The 21,726-nt window shown below is 38.6% G+C and carries 20 protein-coding genes; 10 read left to right on the forward strand and 10 right to left on the reverse strand.

From position 1 onward, the window contains the following. Nucleotides 1–29: 29 nt before the first annotated feature. Entirely contained in the window at nucleotides 30–194 is a 165-nt protein-coding gene (locus tag H1D32_RS07780) for an acyltransferase (RefSeq protein WP_261177706.1), read from the reverse strand. 524 nt (nucleotides 195–718) lie between these two features. Between H1D32_RS07780 and H1D32_RS07785 the strand changes: the two genes are divergently transcribed. Further along, nucleotides 719–1,495 (forward strand): transposase, encoded by a 777-nt coding sequence (locus H1D32_RS07785; RefSeq protein WP_261177707.1) that lies wholly within the window; start codon nucleotides 719–721, stop codon nucleotides 1,493–1,495. Nucleotides 1,496–1,699: 204 nt separating this feature from the next. Here the strand turns inward: H1D32_RS07785 and H1D32_RS07790 are convergent, their stop codons facing one another. Next, complete coding sequence (locus tag H1D32_RS07790; protein WP_261177708.1) at nucleotides 1,700–3,547, reverse strand: sialate O-acetylesterase; 1,848 nt, start codon at nucleotides 3,545–3,547, stop codon at nucleotides 1,700–1,702. Nucleotides 3,548–3,863: 316 nt separating this feature from the next. Between H1D32_RS07790 and H1D32_RS07795 the strand changes: the two genes are divergently transcribed. From H1D32_RS07795 to H1D32_RS07815, 5 genes are all read left to right on the forward strand, one after another. Next, a complete protein-coding gene (locus H1D32_RS07795; RefSeq protein ID WP_261177709.1) occupies nucleotides 3,864–5,372 on the forward strand; it encodes an LA2681 family HEPN domain-containing protein in 1,509 nt (502 codons plus the stop codon). A 288-nt stretch (nucleotides 5,373–5,660) separates the two neighbouring features. Next, nucleotides 5,661–6,332 carry a PspA/IM30 family protein gene (locus tag H1D32_RS07800; RefSeq protein WP_261177710.1) on the forward strand — a complete coding sequence of 224 codons (672 nt, stop codon included), beginning with the start codon at nucleotides 5,661–5,663 and terminating at the stop codon, nucleotides 6,330–6,332. Nucleotides 6,333–6,692: 360 nt separating this feature from the next. Next, complete coding sequence (locus tag H1D32_RS07805; protein WP_261177711.1) at nucleotides 6,693–7,718, forward strand: TFIIB-type zinc ribbon-containing protein; 1,026 nt, start codon at nucleotides 6,693–6,695, stop codon at nucleotides 7,716–7,718. Next, nucleotides 7,718–8,569, forward strand: a complete 852-nt coding sequence (locus tag H1D32_RS07810; RefSeq protein WP_261177712.1) for a TPM domain-containing protein — start codon at nucleotides 7,718–7,720, stop codon at nucleotides 8,567–8,569. Before H1D32_RS07805 ends, H1D32_RS07810 begins: the two co-directional genes overlap by 1 nt. A gap of 21 nt (nucleotides 8,570–8,590) precedes the next feature. Further along, nucleotides 8,591–9,658, forward strand: a complete 1,068-nt coding sequence (locus H1D32_RS07815) for an SPFH domain-containing protein (protein WP_261177713.1) — start codon at nucleotides 8,591–8,593, stop codon at nucleotides 9,656–9,658. 862 nt (nucleotides 9,659–10,520) lie between these two features. Here H1D32_RS07815 and H1D32_RS07820 read toward each other — a convergent pair. The 3 genes from H1D32_RS07820 to H1D32_RS24920 form a co-directional block, all read right to left on the reverse strand. Further along, a complete protein-coding gene (locus H1D32_RS07820) occupies nucleotides 10,521–11,582 on the reverse strand; it encodes an endonuclease/exonuclease/phosphatase family protein (protein ID WP_261177714.1) in 1,062 nt (353 codons plus the stop codon). A 495-nt stretch (nucleotides 11,583–12,077) separates the two neighbouring features. Further along, nucleotides 12,078–12,668, reverse strand: a complete 591-nt coding sequence (locus H1D32_RS07825) for a fumarylacetoacetate hydrolase family protein (RefSeq protein WP_261177715.1) — start codon at nucleotides 12,666–12,668, stop codon at nucleotides 12,078–12,080. A 49-nt stretch (nucleotides 12,669–12,717) separates the two neighbouring features. Then, nucleotides 12,718–13,131: an ureidoglycolate lyase gene (locus H1D32_RS24920; RefSeq protein ID WP_314733377.1), complete on the reverse strand. Its 414-nt coding sequence runs from the start codon at nucleotides 13,129–13,131 to the stop codon at nucleotides 12,718–12,720. 344 nt (nucleotides 13,132–13,475) lie between these two features. Here H1D32_RS24920 and H1D32_RS07835 point away from each other — a divergent pair, with 344 nt between their 5' ends. Both H1D32_RS07835 and H1D32_RS07840 read left to right on the forward strand, forming a co-directional pair. Further along, entirely contained in the window at nucleotides 13,476–14,228 is a 753-nt protein-coding gene (locus H1D32_RS07835) for a PIG-L deacetylase family protein (protein ID WP_261177716.1), read from the forward strand. A gap of 23 nt (nucleotides 14,229–14,251) precedes the next feature. Continuing rightward, complete coding sequence (locus H1D32_RS07840) at nucleotides 14,252–15,376, forward strand: heparan-alpha-glucosaminide N-acetyltransferase domain-containing protein (protein WP_261177717.1); 1,125 nt, start codon at nucleotides 14,252–14,254, stop codon at nucleotides 15,374–15,376. Nucleotides 15,377–15,621: 245 nt separating this feature from the next. On the opposite strand, the gene H1D32_RS07845 is transcribed toward H1D32_RS07840, so the two are convergent. The 4 genes from H1D32_RS07845 to H1D32_RS07860 all read right to left on the reverse strand — a co-directional run bounded on the left by H1D32_RS07845 (nucleotide 15,622) and on the right by H1D32_RS07860 (nucleotide 18,466). Continuing rightward, on the reverse strand, nucleotides 15,622–16,323 hold the full coding sequence (locus tag H1D32_RS07845; RefSeq protein ID WP_261177718.1) for a hypothetical protein: 702 nt from the start codon (nucleotides 16,321–16,323) through the stop codon (nucleotides 15,622–15,624). Between the two features lie 54 nt (nucleotides 16,324–16,377). Beyond that, nucleotides 16,378–17,628, reverse strand: a complete 1,251-nt coding sequence (locus H1D32_RS07850; protein ID WP_261177719.1) for a cell wall-binding repeat-containing protein — start codon at nucleotides 17,626–17,628, stop codon at nucleotides 16,378–16,380. An 86-nt stretch (nucleotides 17,629–17,714) separates the two neighbouring features. Continuing rightward, a complete protein-coding gene (locus tag H1D32_RS07855; RefSeq protein ID WP_261177720.1) occupies nucleotides 17,715–18,008 on the reverse strand; it encodes an N-acetylmuramoyl-L-alanine amidase family protein in 294 nt (97 codons plus the stop codon). Nucleotides 18,009–18,040: 32 nt separating this feature from the next. Beyond that, nucleotides 18,041–18,466 carry an N-acetylmuramoyl-L-alanine amidase family protein gene (locus H1D32_RS07860; protein WP_261177721.1) on the reverse strand — a complete coding sequence of 142 codons (426 nt, stop codon included), beginning with the start codon at nucleotides 18,464–18,466 and terminating at the stop codon, nucleotides 18,041–18,043. A gap of 522 nt (nucleotides 18,467–18,988) precedes the next feature. Between H1D32_RS07860 and H1D32_RS07865 the strand changes: the two genes are divergently transcribed. Together H1D32_RS07865 and H1D32_RS07870 are read left to right on the forward strand one after the other, a co-directional pair. Then, nucleotides 18,989–19,771 (forward strand): DUF5667 domain-containing protein, encoded by a 783-nt coding sequence (locus H1D32_RS07865; protein ID WP_261177722.1) that lies wholly within the window; start codon nucleotides 18,989–18,991, stop codon nucleotides 19,769–19,771. Beyond that, nucleotides 19,768–20,196 (forward strand): hypothetical protein, encoded by a 429-nt coding sequence (locus H1D32_RS07870; protein ID WP_261177723.1) that lies wholly within the window; start codon nucleotides 19,768–19,770, stop codon nucleotides 20,194–20,196. The genes H1D32_RS07865 and H1D32_RS07870 overlap by 4 nt, the downstream gene beginning before the upstream one ends. Nucleotides 20,197–20,606: 410 nt before the next feature. Here the strand turns inward: H1D32_RS07870 and H1D32_RS07875 are convergent, their stop codons facing one another. After that, nucleotides 20,607–21,662, reverse strand: coding sequence for an endonuclease/exonuclease/phosphatase family protein (locus H1D32_RS07875; protein ID WP_261177724.1), 1,056 nt, complete (start codon nucleotides 21,660–21,662; stop codon nucleotides 20,607–20,609). Nucleotides 21,663–21,726: the final 64 nt, after the last annotated feature.

Consider the following 21,726-nt stretch of genomic DNA (forward strand, 5'->3'; position numbering starts at 1 on the left):
TTTATATTGTTTGCATTTGTTAATATGTATTAGAATTTTTCAACGTAAACACAATGTTCACAAGCTCTACCAAGGTTTTCTTTTGTAATAGGATCTCTAAAGTATGTTTCAAAATCGCCGCAGACACTACATTCTACTTCATGAATTATTTCCCTCTGGCCAAGTAATTTATCTAATAATAGTTCAAAGTTCATTCCATCTCCACCTTAATAGATAGTTACTTAATTTATATACAAGTAGTGGGGAGAATATAACCTGTATAAAGCATGGGTAAAAGCATGGGGACGGTTCTGCTGCTTCATAGACCAGAGGAAGCAGCAGAACCGTCCCCACGCTCCCCCACGCTCCGAAAAAAATGGTGAAATTTGTTATAAAATTGTATATGATAAATGTAAAGATTCAGCCCCCTATTACTAAACTTAAGACAGTATTCCTCATTTAGGTTTCCTTCAACTGAAGTCCATCACATTCTTGTTTTATTCCCTAGCTGTTCAAATCCCAATTTACCGAAATCCCACGCTTTACCGATTCCATTTGCAAGTTTGAGAGCGTTATACCTCTGTAATGAATTCTGTAATCAGATCCCCATCGAAAACACTAACCTATTGCTGAAACACAAAAAGTTAATACTGCTATTACTAATTAAAGACAAGAAAGAAGGAGGCTACTAGGTTAAAAGAATCAAAGAACGTATGTCCATAGAAAAGGGGTGGTCAATATGCCTCGTCAAGCGAGGGTGAAAAGTCACAGCAAAATATACCACATTATCTTGAGGGGAGCGAATAGACAAGAAATTTTTCATGATGAGGAAGATTGTATGAGGTTTCTTGATATTCTTGGTAAAAATAAACGAAAGGCAGGAATGGATGTTTATGCTTGGTGCTTAATGAATAACCATGTCCATCTTCTTTTAAAAGAAGGTGATGAGTCTATTTCTATTACTATGAAACGGATCGGTGTTAGTTATGTTAGGTACTATAACTGGAAGTATGGTACAACAGGACATCTTTTTCAGGATCGCTTCAAAAGTGAGAATGTAGAAACGGTTAGGTACTTACTAGTCGTTGTGAGATATATTCATCAAAATCCAGTAAAGGCAGGCATCGCCAAACGTGTTGACGAATGGAAGTGGAGTAGTTGTCGTTCCTATTATGGTCAACCGATCTCATCAGTAAAGTATTTACTTGATGGAGATTATATACTTAGCTTGCTTTCAGCCAATAAAGAAGCTGCTACAGAAAGATTTAAGGGGCTAAATGAAAGAAGAAACAATGATCAATGCTTAGATGAACCTGGAAAAACAAGATTAACAGATGTTGAGGCACGCCAACTAATGAAAGAGTTGTTAGGTACCTTGGAAATAGCAAAAGTTAAGAGTTTGTCTCGGCTGGAAAGAGATGGAATTCTTCGGAAAGTAAAACAGATTAATGGTATTTCACAACGCCAAATTGCAAGAATTCTAGGCATTTCGCCAAATTTAGTTTTTAAAGCATGAAGCGTGGGGACGGTTCTCACGCTTCCTTAACAGCAAAAAGAAAAAATCAAGCTACAGGGTTTCCTTTTGCTATTGAGAAGTACATTGGAAGAATTAATCAAACGTTTGATTAATTCTTCCTTTTTGTTTTTTGAAGCATGGGGACGGTTCTCGTGCTTCATTATTTAGGGCTACGAGGAAGCACCAGAACCGTCCCCGCGCTTCCTACTCAGTAGTAAACGGGGATGCGGGTAGGCCTTCTTTGTTATAGAGGTTTGCGCCAGCGGGGTTGTCGGACCATGCGTAGCGTACCTGCTGAGGTTGCTTGATTTGCTCGCAGCTGACAATAACATTATGGCCAGAGATGACAGCATTTGCTGGAACAAAATGACCATCTTCACCGCATATCATAAACTGCTTTAGTTCACCATTTCGCGAAGTCAGTCCACTACCAACGTGGTCAAAATATAAACAAATGGCATCATCAGTCTTTTCCATTCTCTGATAGATTGGGCCACTATAGACAATGTTCTCGTCGTAAGCTAGTTTTTTAGCGCATAAGCCGAGTCGCTGCCCAAGGGTCTTCTTATCTTGAGGATGTAAATCATTGTGTTCACCAATATCAATCGTCACGGCCATTCCTGTATTGTTTATATTTTGGGCCTTCCGTTGTTCTTCACGTAGCTCTGCCCAATTACTTTGACCCTTTTCCCAGGCATCAAAATTCGCTAGTTGAGTATAAAGAAACGGAAGCTCGTTCATTCCCCAATTTTTACGCCAGTCATTAACTAAAGCTTCAAAAAGCTTATGATACCCTTTCGGCTGAGGAGTATTGGACTCACCTTGGTACCAGGCAACACCTTTGATTTTATAGTTTTGTAAAGGTGATATCATCTTGTTATAAACGCCAGATGGCATGTATTGAAAAAATGTTTGTGGCTCCAGTCTCTCGGTCACTGCTCCAATTCGATATTTCCAAGTGCCCTCTAAGTTTAGTTCGTGACCATTTGCAATTAGTTTATAGGGCATATCTTTTAAGAATCCACCGATATTTTGAGTACTGATGATCCTGACGGCAATTGAATTTTTTCCAGGCTTTAAAAGTCCTGTTGGAATCTGGTACCGTCTTGGTGGATACATGTAGCCTGTATTTCCGATCAATGTCCCATTAACGTATGTATCGTCACCATCAATGATGGTCCCTAATGCTAATTTTGCCTCGCAGTTTAGCATCTCTTCAGGGATATTAATCTCTGTTCTGAACCATACAGAACCTCTTACCGTTTCTAGCTCACTGCCTGCCCATGAATTCGGGACCACAAAATCTTGCCATTCGCTTGTATCATAGTCGGCTTGATGCCAGCATTTTTTTAAGCCCAGATCTCGCTCATTTAAATCTTCATACCAATCATGATTACGTTTTTCGTCGTTTTGTTTCGTACCGGCTACATAAGAATCATCTTTCAACTTAGCAAGACGTTCCTCGTAGCCACCGATCTCTCGTAACGTTTTTTCACTAATCCAGGCCTCAATCGGCGTTCCACCAACTGCAGTCATAATTAATCCAATTGGAACTCCGTATGTTTCATAGAGATCCTTTGCGAAAAAATAGCCAGCGGCGCTAAAACTCATGACATCAGTTTGGTTGGCAGCAATCCAGTTTCCACCGGCCAAGTCCTGTTGGGGAGCATGGAAATCGTACAATTGTGGAACGGCAAATTGGCGGATATATGGTTGATTGACCGTTTTCATTTCCGCGGAGAACAAATCAAGAGTTCTGCGAACCGGTAGTTCCATGTTCGATTGTCCACCAAGGACCCATACATCACCAATCAGAATATCCTGAATAACTGTTGTTTCTTCATTGTCAATGATCACCATTTGATAGGGGCCACCTGGCTTTAAATCGTTAAGTGTTACGGTCCAATTGCCATCGCTATCAGCCTGTGTTTCGTATGTTTTTTCAAGGAATAATACCTTCACTACCTCGGAGCTTCTAGTTTTCCCCCAGATAGCAACCGCAGCATGTCTTTGCAGGACCATCCCGTCACTAATAATGCTTGATAATTTCATGGTTTTTCCCCCTTTAGTGGAAAGCGTGGGGACGGTTCTCGTGCTTCATTTTGTTCACGAGGCGAACAAAATGAAGCAGCAGAACCGTCCCGGTGCCTCTGTGCTTCTTTGGTTACTTCCCTTAAAAATACCACCTAAGTTCGGTGATTTCCACAAGAAAGTAGAAATGTTTTGTGAGGGTTCTAGTGATATTCCGTTTCTGAGGATATGTAGTAGCATTACTGTCCCTACGCTTCCCCCTACCGAAGCATTCTTGTATAATATATGGTAACCAATATTTTACACTTATTGAAGCTAAATCGGAGGGAGAAACCTTATGATGTTCAATCCAACAGAAGTTCTTCAAGCCAAAAATTTAACTAATTTTAAGGCTTCTGAAGTTATCGCTGTAATCGATTACCTGATAAACGAATTAAGAGAAACAAAGAAGGAATCTTTGCCTGGTAAAATACTAGAGTTAATTACATATCTAAAAAGAAAGTTTGTTGGTAAACAAATTTATCCGATTGCTGAAATACTTGAAAGTGATTACTGGTTTGCAAAACACCTCATTCATTCAAAAAAAACTTCCGAGTGGAACAGCAAAATGAGACAACAGCAATTGTTTATCCTCGAAAATCTTTTCACTGAATATGAAGAGAAAACAATACCACCATTAATATGGAATAATATCTGCATTACATATTCTGAGGCCCTAATGAATATTGGTAGACCGATTGAAGCATTAGCGGTTATAGAGAAAATGATTGAAAATGAAGATTTTTATTACGAAAAAAAGGTCCCTCAAACAGGTTGGGGATTATTATTCTACTCCACCCTATTAAAAGGAACCCAAGATAAAATGCATTGTATCTATAATGCCCATCAAAAATTAAAGACGTACAAAGAAAACATCAAGGACAAAGATAATTTGATGGTTTATCAACAGCGCTTTAAGGTGGCAGAAGATATGTATGAACAATTAGGGATAGACGACGTCGGCGTTCATAAAGGTGGAAACCGCTTTTCAGGAAAAGAGAAGGTCTATCGAAAATGGTGCGCTGCTAACCGTTTATTTTTAAATGGATCGAATGACATTGACCTACATTCGATGGTTCAAGTTGATGCCTTCTTATATAGTGACAATAACTTTCCTAATGAAACGCATTCTTTCCGTTCAAGAGTGTATCAAAACTTTTTAAATTCGTTAAGTCAAGAATTTATCACACTACGATGGCTTCTGTTTGATACGATTCATCAATCAAAAGAAAAACCCCATTTGGCGGACAATGACTTGTTATTCAATAACGAGGGGATGAACGTATATAGCATTCGTACTGATCTATTAAAAACTGTCTATCGGATGTCTTATTCGATTTTTGATAAGATCGGCTATTTTCTTAACCATTTCTATAACCTTAGCATCCCTAACAATAAAGCTAGTCTTAATCACATTTGGTTTATTGATGAAGACCCAAATAAGCCACTAAAGAAGTTTTTTAAACAGAAAAAAAATGATGCATTACAATCTTTATATTGGCTTTCTAGAGATATCTACGGGTATGACAAAATCTCTGAACAGAGCATGTTTGTAAAAAAAATAAGTCACTTACGAAATATGATGGAGCATAGCTACCTCCAAGTAACCGAGTACCCAGACTCCTTACTTAATCATGAAAGTGGAATTAAACTAAACCTAGATTCTATTAAATTTGGAGTAGGAGAATTCCATTCTCACAACCTATCATTAAACGAATTAGAAAAATTAACAATGGACTTAACTAAAAAGACACGTAATGCCTTATTATACCTTAAATTTGCAGTTGATCACGAAGCGGGAGAGTAGGAAGCGTGGGGACGGTTCTCGTGCTTCCTCAGATAAATGAAGCAGCAGAACCGTCCCCATGCTTCGCGACGCTTCCTTTTTTTGAAACCTTTCTCCAATTGGTTTCGTAAAAGTAGTACTACACAATGAAAAAAAACATCTAGGCGTACTCAATAATAATGAAGATTACATACAATAATAAGGTGGTAATCAGAAAGCGCCGGGACGGTTCTGCTGCTTTCTTCGTGAATCAAATGCTTTAGGAAGCAGCAGAACCGTCCCCACGCTTCCTGGAAAGGGAGGATGGACATGAGTATGATAAAGAGGTTTAGAAGTATTATGGCGGCTAACTTTTATGCCATGCTAGAAAAAGCGGAAGATCCTGAAAAGATGCTTGCTCAATATTTACGAGACCTACGTAGTGATTTAGGTAACGTGAAGGCTGAAACGGCTTCGGTTATGGCAGAGGAACAACGGACAAAACGAGCGCTGGATGAAAATTCAGCTGAGATCAATAAGCTGCAACGGTATGCAGAAAGAGCGCTAGAGCTAGGAAATGAAACGGATGCCAGAGCGTTATTAGAGAGAAAAGCAGCGGTAGCATTGCGAGAAGAAGGACTTAAAGATGCTTATGAAGTAGTCTGTGAAAATGCAAAAAAAATGCGTGACATGCATGATAAGTTGAATTCCGATATAAAAGAATTAGAAGCCCGTAGTCACGAAATTAAACGAAAGCTTACTGCGGCGAAAACGCAAGAAAAAATAAACAGAATGACCGGTGGCTCTACAAGAATGGCTGACCTTGATAGATTGGAAGAGAAGGCCGATCGAGCGCTATATACAGCAAATGCGATGGCAGAGCTGAATGCACCTAAGGATGACATTGATGATTTAATGGCGAAGTATACTGATACAGACAATGCTAAACCAAGCATTGACGATGAGCTAGAGGCCTTAAAGAATAACTTAAAAAAGAAATAAGCTAGAACGTCTATTCTAGCTGTTGACTTGCAGAAGCAAGGACGGTTCGCATGCTTTTTTGCAAGAGATAAGTAGAAGCGTTTTAGAAGTTATGTCTAGCTTCAGGCGCCCAGCCCCTCGAGGTCGAATGTTCCTGTTCACTAAGCCGCTGCCTCTGTGGTCCAGTAGGTCCTCGAGGCAAAGCTGCATGTAGTAACTCTAGAAGTAACACATGTTGTGAACGAGGTCAGTAACTTTTGTCGGGGCTAAGCAAAGAAAAAGCACTACACTTTTTCCTAGGGCGTTTACGCTTTTTTATTTCGTAAGGCGAAGGAAGCAGCAGAACCGTCCCCACGCTTCCTAATAGAGGAGGGATGAAAGATGCTCATTCATTATAAGTGTCCGGATTGTGGATCTGATATGAAGTTTGATAGTGAATCGGGAAAGCTTGCTTGTGATAGTTGTGGGAGAGAGGACAACATTGATACATATCCCAAAGAGTTTATGTCGCAGGAGTTTGCGGAAGGAGAAGCGGTAGAGTATCATTGCAAGAACTGCGGTGCTATCGTTTTAACCGACGCGGATACTGTAGCGACGACCTGCTGTTTTTGTGGGGCTGGGGTTGTGCTTGCCGATCGATTGTCTGGAAATTTGGCTCCTTTGAAGGTAATTCCTTTTACGATTAGCAAAGAGCAGGCAGAAAATGCGTTTGTCGCCTGGTGTCGCAAAGGACTTTTAACCCCAAAAGGCTTTATGACAGCTGATCGGATCAAAAGCATTACTGGGATGTACGTGCCTTTTTGGCTGTATGATTTACGCAGCAAAGGAGAAGCTGACGCTGTATGTACGAGAGTACGAACGTACAGTCAGGGCGATTACAACTATACTGAGACGAGTTATTATGATGTTTATCGAAAGGTCGATCTTCAGTATTTGAAGGTTCCGGTCGATGCTTCTGAAAAAATGGATGATCAGTTGATGGATAAGCTAGAGCCCTACGATTATCGCAATTTAAAAGATTTTAACACGCCTTATTTAGCAGGTTATATCGCTGAAAAATATAATTATGACGACAAAGAGCTATTTCCAAGAGTAAGGTCTAGGGTTGATACTTATGTAGAATCCTATATTAAATCGACGATCAATGGCTACGCGAGTACCTCATTTCGCCGTAAAAACATTGATACGAAGCCATTAAACGCCTACTACACACTGATTCCTGTATGGATGGTCAGCTATGATTACGATAAAAAAGAGCATATTTTTGCGATGAACGGACAGACAGGAAAAATTGTCGGCAAGCCGCCGATTAGCTCTGGAAAAGTGGCTGCTTGGTTTACAGGGGTTGCTGGTGTCACGTTTATTACCATCAAAACAATCGCTTGGCTTATGGGAGGTGGTATTTAGTGAAAAATTTCGTTCGAACACTTTCCTTATTTATTCTTTTTTCAATGATTTTATCACTAACGGCTTTGGCCTCGACCGAACAAAAAATTTATGATTTTGCAGAGCTGTTAACAGCTACAGAGGTAGAAGAGCTAGAAACCTTAGCAGACATGTACAGCGATCAAACCCAGGTAGATATCATTATTCTAACGACAAATGGAACAGACGGAAGACCTGTTGAGCAATATATGGGCGATTTTTATGACGAGAAGGGGCTAGGATATAATAGGGCTCATGGAGATACCGTGATTTTAACGATCGATATGCTTGAGCGTGATGTGTATGTCGCCGGTTTTTATAAAGGTGAGACGTATGTTGATAATGACCGAGCCGAAATGATTCGTGAAGAAATTACACCTTACCTTTCCGATGGTGATTTTTACGGGGCCTTTTGGGAATTTATCGAGTTAACGAAGTATTATCTGGAGATGGAACCAGAGGCGCCACGTCCTTCTGACCCAATTAAAACGCCGAATTACAATGAGACGCCGCAGGTAATTTATCACCCACCCGCAGAAGAAAACATCTTTTTTGAGCTTTGGTTTCAGCTACTAGCTTCCGGAATTGTCGGGGCTCTCGTTGTTGGGATTATGGCCTATCATTCTAGTGGCAGGAAAACGACGAACGCAAGAACGTATTTAGACGACAATAACTCAGCGTTGATCGCAAAAAATGATACATTCGTCAGAAAAACAGTGACGAAAACGAAAAAGCCAACGAGCAATAACAACCGCGGTGGCGGCGGTGGTTTTGGTGGCGGCGGCTTTACAGGCGGTGGCCATTCCCACAGCGGTAGCAAAGGGAAATTTTAAAACGGGAGTGAGGAGAACGATATGTTTTTTAGAAATCAATTTGCCAATGTAGTTGAGTGGGAAGAATTTCGAGATGATATGATTTTTTGGAAGTGGAGCAATCGTGAAATTAAAAAAGGTAGTAAACTGATCATTCGTGCGGGTCAGGATGCGATTTTTTTACGGTCGGGAAAAATTGAGGGAATCTTCGAGAAAGAAGGGGAGTATGACATCGAATCGCAAATTATCCCCTTCCTTTCCACGCTTAAAGGATTCAAATTTGGCTTTAACAGTGGCATGCGCGCGGAAGTGCTTTTTGTGAATACGAAGGAATTCATCGTCAAATGGGGAACGAAAAATGCAATCAATATCCCGCATCCGCAGCTCCCTGGCGGGATCCCGATAAGAGCGAATGGAACGTTTAATGTAAAAGTTAGTGACTATATAGCTTTGATCGATAAGATCGCCGGGATCAAAAATAGCTATTATGTCGACGATATCAAATTGCGTATCACCTCAGTGTTAGATCAGCTGTTAATGAAGTGGATTTCAAAAGAAGGCAAAGACATGTTCAACCTTCAAGCCAATGCCTTTGATATCTCAAATGGAATTCGAGAAGACCTCGATATGAGCATTCTAGGCGATGGCCTAACCATTACGAAATTTACAGTCATGAGCTTCAACTACCCTGAGGAAATTCAAAATCGAATTACCAAAACTGCTTCACACTCCATGATCGGTGACCTAGGCAAATACCAGCAAGTCGAAATGGTCGACGGCATGGCCTCAGGCAAAGTCCAAGGCGGCGGCGCAGCCTCTGACATGGCCGGCATGATGATGGGCATGAACGTCGCCAACGAAATGATGAAGAACATGAACCAGGGTCAGGGTCAGGGGCAAAATCCAGGTCAAAACCAAAGTCAAAATCAAAATCAAAATCAAGGTCAAGGGCACAACCAAAATCTAGGGCAAAATCAAAATCAAAACCAAAACCAAGCGCAGCAAAATCAACAAGATGAGCCTAAAGCAAGACCAAACTTCTGCCCAAACTGCGGCGCCAAAACAGGCGAAGGCAACTTCTGCTCCAACTGCGGCCATAAGTTGGTGTAGATGGGGGGGCTATATGGGGGTCTGACCCCCACTACGTAAAAGCGTTAAAGTGGTTAGGAGAATAGGTTCATAATAAAAAAGGGAGCAGAGATCATTTTGAAAAATGATCTCTGCTCCCTTTTCATATAACTAGATCAGCACTATGTAGTCTACCACTTTAACACTTTACTCCGCTGGGGGTCAGACCCCAAATGACACAAATGACAAAAGAAGAAAAAGATAAATAAGGATGATACTAAGAAGGGGGGCCTTAGTTTCATCCTCATTTATATATCAGATATGTTACCGAATAAATATTTTGAGAAAACTTTTAGTATAGGTTGACCTAATTAAAATGGTGCTAAAGAGTATTAGTATATGAAGGATCTAATAATAGTTCATCTTCATGTACTTCTTGTTTGGCAAGCTCTAACATCTGATTAATATTTGCGATGTATTCTTGTAAACTCATTTTTTAGCACGCTCCTTGTTTGATCTTAGTTACAGTATCACCAAACTATTAAACTATTAAACATAAGTCTTAAAATATTTTTTAACTAATGGTTAAGCAAGTACGAAAAAAGGAGTTCCACTCATTTGTTGTTAATGATTGGCACTCCTTTTCTCAGATTTTAGTGGAATTCGTTCTTTTTATTCGCGCTACTGCTTGTTTTATGTTTATTGCCGCTTTTTTGCTTCTTATTATTTTTATTATTTTGATTTTGCTTATTATCGCTCATGGTCAAATCCTCCTTTCATAGATATGCTTCCCATTGAAAGAGACTTCTATGATATATAACGAGCCTGACATCAATGAAAGTTCAATTTCATTGATGTCAGGCCCCTAGAAGGTTATTTGAAAATAAAAACTAACAGATAAAAGCTATTCCATTAAGATGAAAATCCCTAAGACTGGATTATGGTCACTATGTTCAAAACCTAGATCAACAGCGTAGACTTCAGCTATTTCAACATTCGGTGAAACTAAGAAGCCATCGATAACTGAGACGAAATTGACCCCAGGCTGATACGCAAATGCGTTGTTTCTAACCGTTGGAACTGTTATGTCACTTCCCCATGTAAAACCTTCTGGTGTAAAATCGCCTGGGAGAGATTGTACCCAAAACGGAGTATCTTCCGTTGTTTCAAAAACACTTTGATCCGTTCCAGGTATGACATGATTCCAGTCCCCACCTACAATTAAATAGTTTCCTCTCTCATATTCTTCGATCATATATTCTTTTAAGAAGTCGAGCTGTTGTTTTCGAATTAATCCGCCTTCATCATAAGCAGATAAGTGTACATTCACTAAAACCAACTCTTTTCCATTTTCAACAGGAACTCGATTTTCAATAAAACAACGGTCAAGTTCAAAGAGCTGAACTGGCCATTTTTCTTTTCCAGGTAACTGGTATCTCGAGCTAGAGTCAGTGAAAAACTTTGAAAGTGTCACAACCCCTGAATGTACAGCACCCATCGGTTTTGTAACCGGAACTGGCACCCACTTCACTTGATAATTCATTCCAAATGTTGAACTATAATCAGATAATAAATTTGAAAAATACTCTTTTTGATCAATGTGAAAACTTCTACTCGATTTAATATCAACTTCTTGGAGGAAAATCAAGTCGCTATTTTGCTCATGTAAAAATTTGCCCATTTGTTCTAGGTTAGTCCATGTTTGATCTTCACTACTTGAACGAGACATTGTTCCCCCATCCATAAAGAAGTCTTGGGCTTGATCTAAACCGCCATAGCCAATATTAAAAGTAATGATTGAAATAGGAGTGTTAATCTGAGCAATACTTCCTTCGTTTGCTTCAGTTGTCAATGGAATGATGGGTTCAGGGTTTACATCTGTTATGCTCATGTACACTAAAAAGGCTATGAAAAGTACTATTGGGATAGAGAGTAGTATGAAAAACCTGGCGACTAACCTCTTCATTTCCAAATCCCTCCAATATTAGTTGTTAAATATAGTTTATAATATTTCAGAATTTATTTATATGGGTTATTTTTGGTTTTGGTGGTTTTTGGTTTTGGTGGTTTTGGGTTTTGGGGTCTGACCCCCAGTGGAGTAATGCTTTAAAGCGCTGGGGGTCAGACCCCAAAGAAAGTTCACTTTCACCATTGAGATTGTAAATCTATTTTGAGCTACTGAACTTGATAAGAGAAAGTGAACTTTCGTAGTTAAAACTATTTACAGGGGTAGCCCTTAGTGAAGACACAGTATTTGAGTTATCTTGAGTCTTGTAAATAGAAAAAGGAGTCATAATCATTACAACATGATTATGACTCCTTTTTTTGGGGGATTAAAGTTAATCAAACGTTTGATTAATTATTAAGTCCGCAAGAAAGCTACAGTCACATGTCAACGCTTTGATGCTTTAATGGGGTGGGGGTCTGACCCCAGTGGAGTAAAGCTTTAAAGCGCTGGGGGTCAGACCCCCACTCGATTATTTACCTCTCCAAGTTGTGGGCTGCGTAGTTCGATTGTATCGCCTTTTTGAATTTCAAATGCACCGACTGGTGTACCTGATAAAATAATATCTCCTTCCTCTAACGTGAATAGGGAAGAGATATAGGAGACAAGATAAGGGATGCTATATCCCATGCCAGATGCGGTAGCTGACTGCTGTAACTCTCCGTTACGGTAACTCTCAATCTTGATTTCTGAAGGGTTTTCGATGGTGAAAAACTCGCCGATCGGTGTAAACGTATCATACAATTTTCCTAATGAAGGGAGATCTTCGCCAATAGCGGTAACGTCATTACAGATGGCATAGCCATCAATTACTGCTAACTCTGTCACTTCTTCAACGGAGATATTTTTGACGGTTTTCTTCATCTTGATCGCAATTTCAACCTCTGCTAGGACCTTCTCAACATTACTTGGCAGCTCAATCGTTGAGCCGGTTTTGATGATTGAGCTCGTTGGTTTAATAAATAAAAATGGCTTATCTGCTAAAGTTACGCCTTTACTTTCTAATAAACACTGATAATGTGGACCAACACCAATAATTTTCCCCATTTGTTCATCACCTTTTCTTTTGTTTAATTAACAACGTTGTTATTTCATCCTAAAAATCACTGCTAACTAAACCGACGGTAATCGCTTCTTTTAACGTATGATGGAGGGATTCAATCTCCGTTGCATTTTCGGTAATTTTTACTGCAGCTTGTGCAGATAACGCTATGTTCGCGTGCCATACGTTTTTATACAAGCAAACTGGTTGATCTAATAGAAAGGCTTTGATATTATCAGGTTCTTCTTTTGTAGCTACAACAATGACAACTACACCGTTCAGCGGTTCAAAGGACTCTCTTGTGTTCGGATGCAGTCCTAGCTTTTTGACTATCCGTTTTCCTGATAGATTGGAGACAGCAATCCGCCAACCATTTACCTGCTCTTCAGATAAAACTACTTGGAATGTATCTGATGAAAAGGGGTTTACCTCAATGATTTCTCCGTATGGTGCAAAGCTTTCCTTAATAAATTATGTATCACAATGTTCATAAGCATCCTCCTTTCTTATCATTGTACCTATCATATTCGTGCCTGTCATCACCGGAATAAAATATGAACAACGCAACTCCCTTAATAGGAGGTAATACTAGTGGAACTTGTGGCAAAGAAGAAGTTCCTGTTTAACGTTGGAGCCGTGTAACGTATTGGTAAACTGTAGAAGTGCTTTCCGAAAAAGAAGGTAATATGTACTAGATTGCTAGTTTACTGCCGTATTGTTATAATGAAATGTCGGATTCGCAGTAAGCTATCCTTATGGAGTAGTGCCATTTATTTGCAAGAGTATTATAAGTTGGAAGTGAGGTATTTTGAATGAAGAAAATAGCTATTATTGCTTTTTTAGTGGTTGTTGGTTTGATTGTTTTCAATATATCCAGTTCACAAGAGTCTAGTAAAGCTACACACATTTTTTATGCTCCACATCCTGATGATGAGGTTTTAACAATGGGAATGGCTATTCTTCAGCAAATGTCCGAGGGTCATGACGTTCATATTGTCCTTTTGACAAGAGGTGGAGCTTCTAAAAGAGCTAGAAGAGAAGTAAATGAAAAACTAGAAGCTGAAGGTAGAACTCCGCTCACGGTTGAACAATTTATGGATGCACGAGAGAAGGAATTTCATTTAGCTTTAACAAAGCTAAATATTGATAAAGAAAACGTACACGTTTTTGATTATCCAGATGCTGCGTTACAAGCAACGGATGTCAAAGAAGTTATGATCAATTTTGAAACGAAATACCCTGGTGCTTATCACCATGGGTTCACTTATTATGATCCTCACAAAGATCACAAAGCAACTGGAGAAGCTCTAAGAGAGCTGAAGGAAGATGGTTTAGTTGAGAATGCTACCTTCTTTGTTCCGCGCTATGTTGAGTTAGAACACCTAGGTCAGTTAACGACCACAGAAAAAGAGTTAGAGCAGATCGTTGAAGAAGCCTTTGATGCTTATGCTGTTTGGGACCCAGAAAATGGATATTATGCTGTTGGGCGAATTTTTTCTGTACCGCAGCATTTTGAGTTAATGTTGACTGATCACAGAAATAGATTTCATGGAATTGATGAATAAATTTAATAAAGGGATTGTTATTTATGACAGAAACTAAGACTCCCCAGAAGAAGTTGGGGCGAATTTACTCCCTAGATATCGCTCGGGGATTTATCATATTGGTCGCAATTTTCCTTGGTAACATCCCTGGTGGTAATGGAGAGTATGAATGGGCGCGGCATGCGCGTTGGGAAGGACTTCCACTGTTAGACATGCTGTTTCCAGCATTTTTAACGTTATTCGGAATTGGAATGGCGGTCGCCTACAGAAACGGGATCAAGTGGAAAAAAGTGCTTCGTCGGACGATTATTTTGTTTGCGATTGGGCTTGTCTATAACGGATTAGTAAATTGGAGTATAGATCTAACTACATGGCGCATAACAGGAGTTTTACAGCTATATGCAATTGTGGGGCTAGTTGTTGTAATTTTGATTTGGATTAATCGTTCATGGATTTTTGCTGTATCGGTAAGTTTATTCGTGCTATTTAGTTATAGTGCTCTTCTTTCAATCATTAGTGCTTCATGCACTGGAGGGGCTCTTGTTCCAGATTGTTATTCGCTGGTAAAAATTGATTTATTGATTTTTTCAGAAAATCATCTATGGCAACAGGGAAGGCGAGGCTATGATCCTGAGGGAATCATGACCATGTTTAGTGCTATCTCTAATGTTTTATTTGGATATGCAGCAGGACGAATATTAGTTATAAAAAGAGAAACTGGTGCTACAAAGTATCTCGCTTTTCTAGCAATTGGAATTGCATCGTTAGTTCCGATCTTACTAACGTTTTCACCAATTATTAAACGAATCTGGACACCTGCATACGCTGCTTCCACTGCTGCTATTACGATATTCTTGTTTGCTTTGATTTATTTTTTAGTGGATCAATTATTTAGAGAATCACACAAACGTTTTATCGGAGTTTCGGTTCTTGAAGCACTTGGTAGAAACAGTCTTATTATTTACTTTGGAAGGGGCCTGATTTCGAGAGTATTAGCGGCAATCAATGTCCCATTCATTACGGAAGAAGTTCGTGTTAGTGATTATCTAGTAGCACTATTCACTCACTTTTCATCACATCCAAAAATTATTTATGCCATTTTCATATCCTGTTGTTGGATCTTACTAGCCATCCTCCTCCACAGAAAAAAGATTTATGTAAGAGCGTAATAGGAAGTGGGGTTTACCCTGTGATAAGTATTATCTTTGAAAGTTCACAATCTTTAATAAAACTAATTGCGCAACAATATTTGGAGAAAGTCGACTTTTCAATGGGGTCCTCATCTGTAAATAGATCTCAGCGAAAGCTTTAAGGAAGAATAATCCGAGGGTAAAAGTGACCTTTCATTGGTCTAACCCATATGAAATAAAAAGTAACCACTCAGAAGTGGTTACTTTTTTTCCCCTAATAGAGGTTATTCAACAATTTCGAGAACAGCTTCACCTTTATAACCGTGTTCTCCTGTTACTTCGAATGTTTCTTTAATTAGTCCTACTTCTGGTGCGAAGTATTTTCTGAAAATCGTATCTGCGTCTGCAACGTCATCAGTCACTTTTTCGATCACAAATACATTGGCAAATGTTCCAAATGGAACTGTTACAGCTTCACTATCACTAATAAGTTGCCAAGTGGCAGAACCCTCAAGGTTAATCAGTGTATCTGGGTTTGTCATTTGCTTAAAGTCACTTAATCGATTTTTGTATGGATCGGAAGGTGCTGGTTCCTCATAGAGAAGTGTTATTTCGCTAGTTGTCCATTTATAAATTTGCGTTGTTGGATTTCCACCGAGAAAGATTGATACTTGGATATGTTGCTCATCTTTAGCGATGATTTCATACACGAATAGCTCTTCCTCTCCGCTTGAATAGGTCATTTTGCTACCTACCTTTGGACGATAGTCTAATAGACCACCTTTCTCTACAGTTACTACTTCAGCCTTATCTTCAGTATCTATTGGTTCTTCGTTAATTTCTTCATCTATAGCGATGGTTTCCTCTACAATTCCTTTAGTTTCTTCAAAGGTATCATAGTTCTCCTTTGAGTGTTCTATTGTTGGTGTTTTTGAACAGCCAAAAAGGAGAGATGCACTTAAAAGGATTCCAATGAATTTTTTCATGTTGTATTACTCCTTTCCAAAAGACAACGCTAGTTAGGGTCTAGCTACGTTTTCTTACCTAATCGCATTCCTGATTTGGTTAATAGCTGGGTCCTTAACAATTCCCCCAATGACAATGACGTCTTCAACTACGTTTTTTTCAGCATACTCCATTAGAAATAGCTCAAGAGCAGGAGACAGACTATTTCCTACAAGAATAAGTGGTGCTTTACTATGAATTGCTAACGGTGCAGAAGCAAGCGCGTCAGGGAAGTTTGTTCCGGTTGTTAGGATAATTTGATTTGAGTTCACTTCTTTGCGGAAGTGGTTTAATAACAACGAAAGAGTATCATAACGAGTTTTACCGGCATATCGTACCGCGCTTTTCTTTTGTTTATAGTTGGTAATTGTAGTTTCAACTTTATCTGACATTACTAACTGGCCACCAAGCATAATGACATCTTTGTCATTTAAAATTGGCAACGACTCAGTAGGGAAGTCATTTTTAGGGCTGAGAACAATTCCCCAATTGTTTGCTGCTGCAATTGGAGCTGCTGCAATTGCATCTGCAAAGCTTCTTCCTGATGTAACAAATACGCCACTTAGATTACCTAATCTTTCGAGAATTAAACGATTTGTATCATATCTTGTCCGCCCACTAATTCGTTCTGTCTCAAGTCCTAGTTCAATAATTTGCTCTTCAACAATTTCTTCTATGGCTAAATGTCCACCAAGAATAATGACTTTCTTAGCTTGAAGGCGAAGGATTTCATTTTTCGTAGCTTCGGTAAGTTCATTGGTTCTAGTAAGTAGAATTGGAGCATTGCCATAAACGGTTGCTAAAGGTCCCGCGGATAATCCATCTGCAGCATCTTGACCTGTTGCTAGAATGACTACTTTTTGATCTTTTTCTTCTGGAAAGCCGTTTGGATACAATGTCTTCGATATTTCAACAGCAGTGATATAACGAGTCTGCCCGCTTAATTTAACTGTTGAGAGATTTCTAGTGACTTTACTATTTGTTTGGTTTGTCCAGAGTACATCTCCAGTTAAATTGTTAACGATCCTTGCATTTGTTTTACTTTTTGCTTCGTTGTGGGCGAGATTATAATCATAAAAACTATCAATCATGTTGTTGTTGATGATAAGGTCATATTTTTTTGTTAAAAAGTTAGACCAGACTGTCCATTTTGTGTCTAGCGAGATAATTCGTGTGTTTTTTCTTGATTTTGCAAAATTGATTGCATCTTCTAAATTATAGAAACTTTGTAAAGTTCCATTTGTTCGGTGTTGAACTTCATGGGTAGGTTGATTGGTGAAAATCACCTTTTGTTTATCTTTATCAAATACTGTTACTTTTGTTTTAAAGGTTTTAGCGTAATTAATGGCATCGGCTTGTTTTTGAAAAGTTCTTAACTTCTTATTTTAGCATCAAATACTTCAAAAACCTTAAAATAATTAACAATAGAATCGGCTAAGGATTGTGCTGCTTTCTGCTGAAAACTATTAGTTTTAATTAGTTTTTCTTCATCAGGGTTTGTCATAAAACCTAATTCAACAAGAATAGCTGGCATCTGGGCATTGCGGATCACATAAAAGCTTTGATCATTACGCACTTTGCGGTCAATTAGCCCTAAATCCCTGACTAAGCGCGGATGGACAAGCTCTGCAAATCTCTTATTCTCTGAGAGGTAGGTAATCTGCATGGGATCATGGGGCCATTCTGGTTTAAAATGATTTACACCATCGTAGTAATAGGTTCAATGCCTCTTACAAACGTGCTCGTAGGGTGGGCATTATGGTGGATTGATAAAAAGACACTATTGTCATTATTCCCTTTGGCAAACCCGTTGGCAATTGCCATTCGCTTTTCGAAGTCACCACCAGCATCTGCTAAGTAGGATGCAAACGCCTTGTCGGTGCTACGTGTTAAATGAACTTGAATATCTGTTTTTTTTAGGATGTCTTGTAGTTGTAATGCGACCAATAAATTTGCGTCTTTTTCACAAAAACCTGTTCTGTTCCCTGTATAACCACAGGTGCCAGAAAATTTCCCCCCGTGTCCCGGGTCAATGACTACTATTTTTTGTGCATAACTAGTGACAGGGGAAATAAGTAGTAGAAATGCAAATAAAAATAGTACTCTAGTAAGTTTCTTTTTCATTATGTACCTCCCTAGATGTGAAATCTCCCAATCTAATACTAAATTGAGAATTTACAACAATATAATTACTATCTTAATACAAAAACACCCACGTTTCTACATTATTATGTCGAAGGAAGGATAAAGGGTTGGGGTCTCCCCTGTAAATAGATCTGTCTTAAAAAGTTTACTTTCCTCTATTAAAATAATTTTTTCAACTATATTTGCATCGCTTATTGGTGAAATTGAACATTTGGGTCAGACCAAATGTTTACTAGATTAATAAGGTGAGACTTCTTGATATTAATCTAAAATTTATTTTCTAGTTCAAGAAAGAAGTAGCAAAGGAGATCTAATGAACGCTGAGTGTGCTAACTATAATTGACGAGCTTCGCGAAATCGCTTTTGTCACAACTTAATAGGATATTTTTAATGGAATTACCGATGGAAGCAGTAACTATTTAAATTTTTAAAAAAACATCCCCCTAAAAAATAAACTACCTCGTATAGAATAGTGAAAAACAATTTAGGAGGAATTATTTCATGTCAAAACATAAAATTCGTTTTAGTAAAAATGTTCGTAATGTTTTAGCGACTAGTGTGATCACAACGGCTCTAGCCTTTACTTCGGTAACTGGACAAGTTTATGCAGGTAATCAAGAGGTAGAAGTAGATGTAACAGTAGAGGAAGTAACAGATGAGGATTCAATCTATGAAACTACTGAAGGTGAAGTAGTAGAAGTAGATGTAACTCTTGAAGTAGAAGAAGATGTTGAAGGTGAAACTCCTGCACTTCTTCCTGGCGATTTCTTGTATTTTGCTAAAAAAGTATTAGAGACTGTAAAGCTTGCATTAACGTTTGACGATGTAAAAAAAGCTGAATTACTAATTTTATTTAGCCAAGAGAGAATTAAAGAGGTAGAAGCTCTACTAGCTGAAGGAAAAGTAGATTTAGCTAGCGAAGCTCTTCAACGAGCAATTGAAAAATATGAAGAAGCATTAGATAAATATGGTGACACAGAGGAAACAACAGAAGAGCAAGAAGGTACTGAAGAAGAGGGAACAGAAGAGTTAGACGGTAGTGAAGAGGCATTAGAAGATGAGGAAATAACTGAAGATGAAACAACAGAAGGTGAAGAAGAAGTTCTTGAAAATGATGAGGCTACAGAAGAAGAGGATCAACTAGCTTCAATTCGCGCTGAGCTTGAAGCGAAATTTTCTAAGAATATTCTTGCTCTACAAGCAGCATTAGAAAAAGTAACAAACCCTCAAGCAAAAGAGTCTCTACAAAAGAACATCGTAAAGCACAAGAAAAGCTTGAAATGAAAGTTAATAAAAGACTAGCTAAGCTACAACTTCAAGAGGAAGAAGTTATCGAAGAAGAAGTGGCAACTGAAGAAATTGTAGAAGAAGAGTACAACCAAGAGACAGAAGAAGTTATTGAAGAAGGAACAGAGGAAGTTGCTGAAGTAGTAACAGAAGAAGATGCTGAAGTGGCAACTGTAAAAGCAGCAAAAGACGTTAAAGGAAAAGCAACAAAGGAAGTTAAAGAAAAAACAACAAAAGACGTTAAAGAAAAAGTAAACAACCAAGAAAAAGCAAACAACAAGGTCCAAGCGAAGAACCAAGACCGTGGTAACCAAGAAAAAGCCGCAGCTAAAAAGCCTGAAGTAAAGAAACAAGACACAAAGAAAGAAAACCAAAATAAATCTCAAAATGCTAAAAAGCAAAATGAGAAAGCTGGAAAGTAATATTCACATATAAAAAACTATTAGTCCAATACACATAAACAGCCCTGCGGAGATGATCTCTGCAGGGCTGTTTTGTGATTATTGGGGGTTATTGGACTATTGGGGTCTGACCCCCAGTGCAGTAAAGCGTTAAAGCAGCTAGATCTAGAATTAATCAAACGTTTGATTAATTTTCAGGACTCGCGAAATGTGGTTTTTCTCAGGTTTGTTGATGCCTTTTATTCTCTTTTAATATGGCTCTTTTCGCAAAGTTTTTCACGTGTAAAAATCCCAAAAGCCGGATTTTTACACGTGAAATTAAGATTTCACTAATTATTTAGTAAGTAGTGCTCTTTTCTTACTCAAACTATTGGGTGATGTCTTCATCTAAGGGATTTTTCCAATTATTTAGGTTAAATAGCAACAATGTTTTAGAAAAGAGCCTTTAATATGAAGGTTCCGACGACTGGATTATGATCACTATGTTTGAAATCTAAATCATGGCCATTTACCTCTACAATCTCAACATTGGGAGATACTAAGAAACCATCAATAATAGAGACGAAGTTCATACCTTTTTGGTAAGGAAAGGCGTTATTTCTAACCGTTGGAATTGTGGGGTCACTTGCCCATGTAAAATTCATTGGTGTAAACTCCTCAGGAAGATCTTGTAGCCAAAAAGGTGCCTGTTCCGTCGTTTTAAACATGAGGTGATCGGTGTTTGGCAAGACATGATTCCAATCCCCACCTACAATGACGTAGTTTCCTTTTTCATATTCTTCACCAATATAAGTTTGGAGGAAGTCTAGCTGCTGTTTTCGTATGAACCCGCCTTTATCATAGGCGGAGAGATGTACATTCAGTAATACCAATTCGCTACCACTTTGCACTGGAATTCGATTTTCAATAAAGCAACGATCTAAACCAAAGAGTTCTACTGGCCATTTTTCTTTTCCGGGTAATTGATACCTTGAGCTAGAACTCGTATAGAATTTAGATTTTGTGACAAGTCCGGAATAAACGGAACCAATCGGTTTTTTAATCGGAATAGGGATCCATTTTACCTGATGGTTCATACCGAAAGTTGAACTATAATTGGTTAAAAGACTAGCGAAAAATTCGTTTTGATTAATGTGAAAGCTTCTCGTTGCCTTTATATTAACTTCTTGTAGAAAGATAAAATCACTATCTTGCTTACGTAAAAATTTACCCATCTGTTCTAAATTAATCAACGTTTGTTCTTTGCTACGGGACCGAGACATCGTTCCGCCATCCATGAAAAAATCCTGGTCTTCGTCTAAACCAGCATACCCAATATTAAAAGTTGTAATGGAAAATGGGTTGTTGGTTTGCATAATAGTCCCTTGATTATTTTCAGTTTTCAATGGAGTAATTGGGTCAGGGGTGTTATGTGTGATAGACATGACCGATAAAAAAATAACCGGGATGGAAAGAAGAGCAGACAACCCAAAGACTATTTTTACCATTCCTAAATCATCCTTTAGTTATAAAATATGGAAAAGAGCACCAACCATATCATACACGGTTAGT

Source organism: Anaerobacillus sp. CMMVII, assembly GCF_025377685.1.
Classification (GTDB): domain Bacteria; phylum Bacillota; class Bacilli; order Bacillales; family Anaerobacillaceae; genus Anaerobacillus.